5 protein-coding genes are annotated in these 3,761 nt (G+C 31.9%); all 5 read left to right on the forward strand.

From position 1 onward, the window contains the following. The first annotated feature begins 168 nt into the window (after nucleotides 1-168). The 5 genes from ACFQ13_RS01835 (at nucleotide 169) to ACFQ13_RS01855 (ending at nucleotide 3,547) form a co-directional block, all read left to right on the forward strand. Nucleotides 169-420: a type II toxin-antitoxin system ParD family antitoxin gene (locus ACFQ13_RS01835; protein WP_215937343.1), complete on the forward strand. Its 252-nt coding sequence runs from the start codon at nucleotides 169-171 to the stop codon at nucleotides 418-420. Next, nucleotides 413-712: a type II toxin-antitoxin system RelE/ParE family toxin gene (locus tag ACFQ13_RS01840; RefSeq protein ID WP_386113423.1), complete on the forward strand. Its 300-nt coding sequence runs from the start codon at nucleotides 413-415 to the stop codon at nucleotides 710-712. Before ACFQ13_RS01835 ends, ACFQ13_RS01840 begins: the two co-directional genes overlap by 8 nt. 159 nt (nucleotides 713-871) lie before the next feature. Further along, a complete protein-coding gene (locus ACFQ13_RS01845; RefSeq protein ID WP_386113425.1) occupies nucleotides 872-2,182 on the forward strand; it encodes a hypothetical protein in 1,311 nt (436 codons plus the stop codon). A 152-nt stretch (nucleotides 2,183-2,334) separates the two neighbouring features. Continuing rightward, nucleotides 2,335-2,838: a hypothetical protein gene (locus ACFQ13_RS01850; protein ID WP_386113427.1), complete on the forward strand. Its 504-nt coding sequence runs from the start codon at nucleotides 2,335-2,337 to the stop codon at nucleotides 2,836-2,838. Between the two features lie 181 nt (nucleotides 2,839-3,019). Continuing rightward, nucleotides 3,020-3,547 (forward strand): DUF6933 domain-containing protein, encoded by a 528-nt coding sequence (locus ACFQ13_RS01855; RefSeq protein ID WP_386113428.1) that lies wholly within the window; start codon nucleotides 3,020-3,022, stop codon nucleotides 3,545-3,547. The last annotated feature ends 214 nt before the right edge of the window (nucleotides 3,548-3,761 follow it).

Below are 3,761 nucleotides of genomic sequence, written 5' to 3' on the forward strand. Positions count from 1 at the left end.
GTTCTTCCCTACTTGCGAAAATTCCTACGGAATTTTCACGGGTTCGTTAAAGTTTGCTAACTTAGTCGCTAAACCACGCAACTAACCATACACAAACACGTTGTGCGCAATTTGGGAGACTTGTTAATTATACCAATTTTTGGTATATTTGATAAAAATTGTACTCAAATGAACAAAAACACATCTATATCACTTGGAAATTATTTCGACCAATTCGTGCAAAATAGCATAAGCGAAGGAAGATTCAAAAATGTTAGTGAAGTTATTCGTGCAGGATTAAGACTTTTAGAAGAAGAAGAAAGTAAAGTTATTGCACTGAAAAAAGCTATTCAAGAAGGAATTGATAGCGGAATAGCTCACGACTTTGACCCCAAAAAACATCTTGAATCTCTAAAAGCGAAAAAGCACTCTAATGGCTGAATATAAATTGACCAATAAAGCTGTTGAGGATTTATCAAAGATTTGGGATTATACCTTTGAGGTGTGGTCGGAAAAACAAGCTGACAAATATTACGCTGAACTTATTTCAAATTGTCAAGAAATTGCAGAAAACCCAAACATAGGGAAATTCTACGATGGAATATCGAAGCAACTTCTCGGAATGAATACAAATCGACATATAATATTCTACAGAACTTTGAACAAAAATTATGTTGAAATAACCAGAATATTGCACGAAAGAATGGATTTAAAGAAGCGAATAGCTGAATAAAAACTGCACACAACACCGTGTATAATTAATTGCTAGGTTCTTCCCTACTCGCGAATATTCCTGCGGAATATTCACAGGCTCGTTAAAGTTTGCTAACTTAGTTGCTTAACCACGCAACTAACCATACACAAACACGTTATGTGCAAGTAAAACAGACCAATGAACAGCCATTTAAACATTTTTAAGTCTTATACCAATAAAAATAGAACGTATCAGTTAGAAAACGATTTGACCAGAGCTTTGGCTATCTCATTACAAGAAGATGCACTTTTTTTTCACGAGGTATTTAAAGAGATTCTAAAAGGCACCAACTTTTACAATCAATTATTTGAGTCCTTAGAAAGCGAAAGCAACGTAAATATCGATATTCAAAAAAAAGCAAGTCAGATTACTGATTTTGAACATATCTTTGCTATATCACTAAGTGAAGCGGAAATATCTGATTTTTGGGAACAAAATCACCAAAGGAATTACGACCCAATTTGTGATTTAATAATTCAAATAAATAACATTGTACTTGTATTAGAAGCCAAAAGAGATAATGTAAATTGTACTACTCAACTTTACAATCAAATACTTAACATAACAAATAAGCAAAATCAACCACAGGAATTTACCCAAGAGAATTACGGAGAAAATATAACTGCTTTCGATTTTAATTGGTCCAAACTTATGGCGATTGCTGTAAAAGTATCAAGTTTCGAAAAAACAATGAACAGTCAAAATCGATTTCTATCCGATTTTATTGCATTAGTAAAACAACATAATTTCAGATGGCTTCCCGAACCATCAATTTCAGCTTTGCAACCTACAAACACACGTGCAATTACAAGAAGGTTAGAGTCAACAATTGAAGAAATTACAAAAGGTACAAGAATTAACAAACTAAATTATAATGATAGATTAGGATTTGAGGTTTATAAAGATTGGGCAAAAGAAATTATATTTTGGATTAAGGATAATGGGAATCTTGGTGTTAGCATATATCCAGGAAATACAAAAGGTCAAGGCTATAGCTTATTCGTAAATGACCCTGAATTTAATGATAGTTTAAGTATTCTAGGAGATGAATACCCTATTAATTATAGTTATCACATTAAATTCACAAGTTTTCAAAAGTTTTTTCAAGGTCTGTGGTTTAAGGAAAGTCAATTAACAAAGACTCTTTATACGAAAGAGAATTTTCATAAATATACTGGAAGAAAAAAACGAGGAAAAGATTGGATAGACATAGAACAACTTCTTGATAAAAGTCTGAACTTTAACTGGAAAGAAAAATGCGACTGGAAAAACTCAATGCTCGAATCTGGAAAGAATCAATTTGATATGTCATTTGGTTATGAAGTTTACATTGAAATCCCTTTCCAAAAACTCAAAGAATTAGACCAAAATCAATCAGATTTAACCAATTTAATTTCTTTAGTAAATGAAATATATAATGAATTTAATAACAACTTATTGAAACGATAGAAAAATACCTGCACATAACACCGTATATAATTTATTGCTGGCTTCTCGCCTACTTACGAAAGTCCTCGCGGACTTTCTTGGTCGGTAATTATTTACTAAATTAGTTGCTTAAACCACGCAACAAACCATATACAAACACGTTGTAAGTAATTATGAGAAACCGCAGAATAACATTAATATTTTCGATTTTAATTCTAACTATTTCTTGTAAGAATAAAGAAACAAAATATGAAAATAAAAATATTGGACAATTTAAATTTATAATTTCGGATACTTTAGCTTACGGAAAAAATCTAGCAAGAATTTCGGAATATAACAGGAAATTAAAAGAAAACGAAAGTTCTGTAATTGCAGTAATAATTGAAAACGAATTGGAAGATCGCTCAACGAAAATTGATACTTTTAGTGACGGACTAAAAACACCTTTTTTTGGAATTAGTAAATATCAAACTGGAAAACATAAAATTGAAATTAAGGTTGAGGAGAAAATGATGAGGACTAAAAAACTTCCGAATGACTCTCTTTCGCTCGAAATAAAAGATATTTATTACACTTACGAATTTGACGTATTTATAAAAGACAAAGATTATATCCCCGAACTAAATGAAAAACTGAGTAAGCAAATGGATATTGAATATAATGAGAATCCTATATAAAATAACTACTTACAACACCGTGTATAATTAATTGCTAAGTTCTTCCCTACTTGCGAAAATTCCTGCGGAATTTTCTCGGGTTCGTAAAAGTTTGCTAATTTAGTTGCTTAACCACGCAACTAACCATACACAAACACGTTGTACGTAAGCTAACAAAACCGGGTTGAAAACCAAAAATTGAATGAATTACACCCAAATTTATACGACTCGAAAACTTGAGAAAACAATACAGAAATCTATTGTTGAAAAAAGCCAAACCGAAAATAAAATCTTGGGCGAATGGGTTGCGACCATTTTTCACGTAGATAGAAAAAAATGCTGGCTGATAGTAAATAAACTAACAAAGTATTTACTGATTCTGTCTGACATAAAAATATCTGAATTGAATAACATTACGCAAATATTTACGAAAAATTTTCATTTACAACTAAAAAATGACGGAATTGAAATTGATTTTGGAACTTTAAGAGAATTAGTTGGTGAAATAAAACTGTGTGAAACGAATAATGACCGCAGTGCGAATGGTTCATTGAATAATTGCATGCCTAGCATTGACCAATGGAAATTGGACTATGGAAGTTTTGAAAATTTGCCTTTCAGAAAAATAAATAGCGGATTGAACAGCTCACCAAATCAAATGCTTAATTGGAAATACCCGAAAGAAGTGATGAATGAAAAAATAAAAGCCTTCGTACAACACCGTGTATAATTAATTGCTAGGTTCTTCACTGCTTGCGAAAATTCCTGCGGAATTTTTCACGGGTTCGTTAAAGTTTGCTAACTTAGTTGCTTAACCACGCAACTAACCATACACAAACACGTTGGCAGCAATGCACCCTGACAGCAAAAGCCTTTACCTACCCAACTTAACGCTTTCTTTATTCGAGCCATCAAAAAACCTTTATGTGGAAACTCAAAACGAT

Origin of the sequence: Winogradskyella rapida, from assembly GCF_042675845.1 — a bacterium.
Taxonomy (GTDB): domain Bacteria; phylum Bacteroidota; class Bacteroidia; order Flavobacteriales; family Flavobacteriaceae; genus Winogradskyella; species Winogradskyella rapida.

Excerpts from the sequence above, each read along its gene's own strand:
- ACFQ13_RS01845 (WP_386113425.1), top strand. The coding sequence starts at position 872 with ATGAACAGCCATTTAAACATTTTTAAGTCTTATACCAATAAAAATAGA.
- ACFQ13_RS01840 (WP_386113423.1), top strand. The coding sequence starts at position 413 with ATGGCTGAATATAAATTGACCAATAAAGCTGTTGAGGATTTATCAAAG.
- ACFQ13_RS01835 (WP_215937343.1), top strand. The coding sequence starts at position 169 with ATGAACAAAAACACATCTATATCACTTGGAAATTATTTCGACCAATTC.
- ACFQ13_RS01850 (WP_386113427.1), top strand. The coding sequence starts at position 2,335 with ATGAGAAACCGCAGAATAACATTAATATTTTCGATTTTAATTCTAACT.
- ACFQ13_RS01855 (WP_386113428.1), top strand. The coding sequence starts at position 3,020 with ATGAATTACACCCAAATTTATACGACTCGAAAACTTGAGAAAACAATA.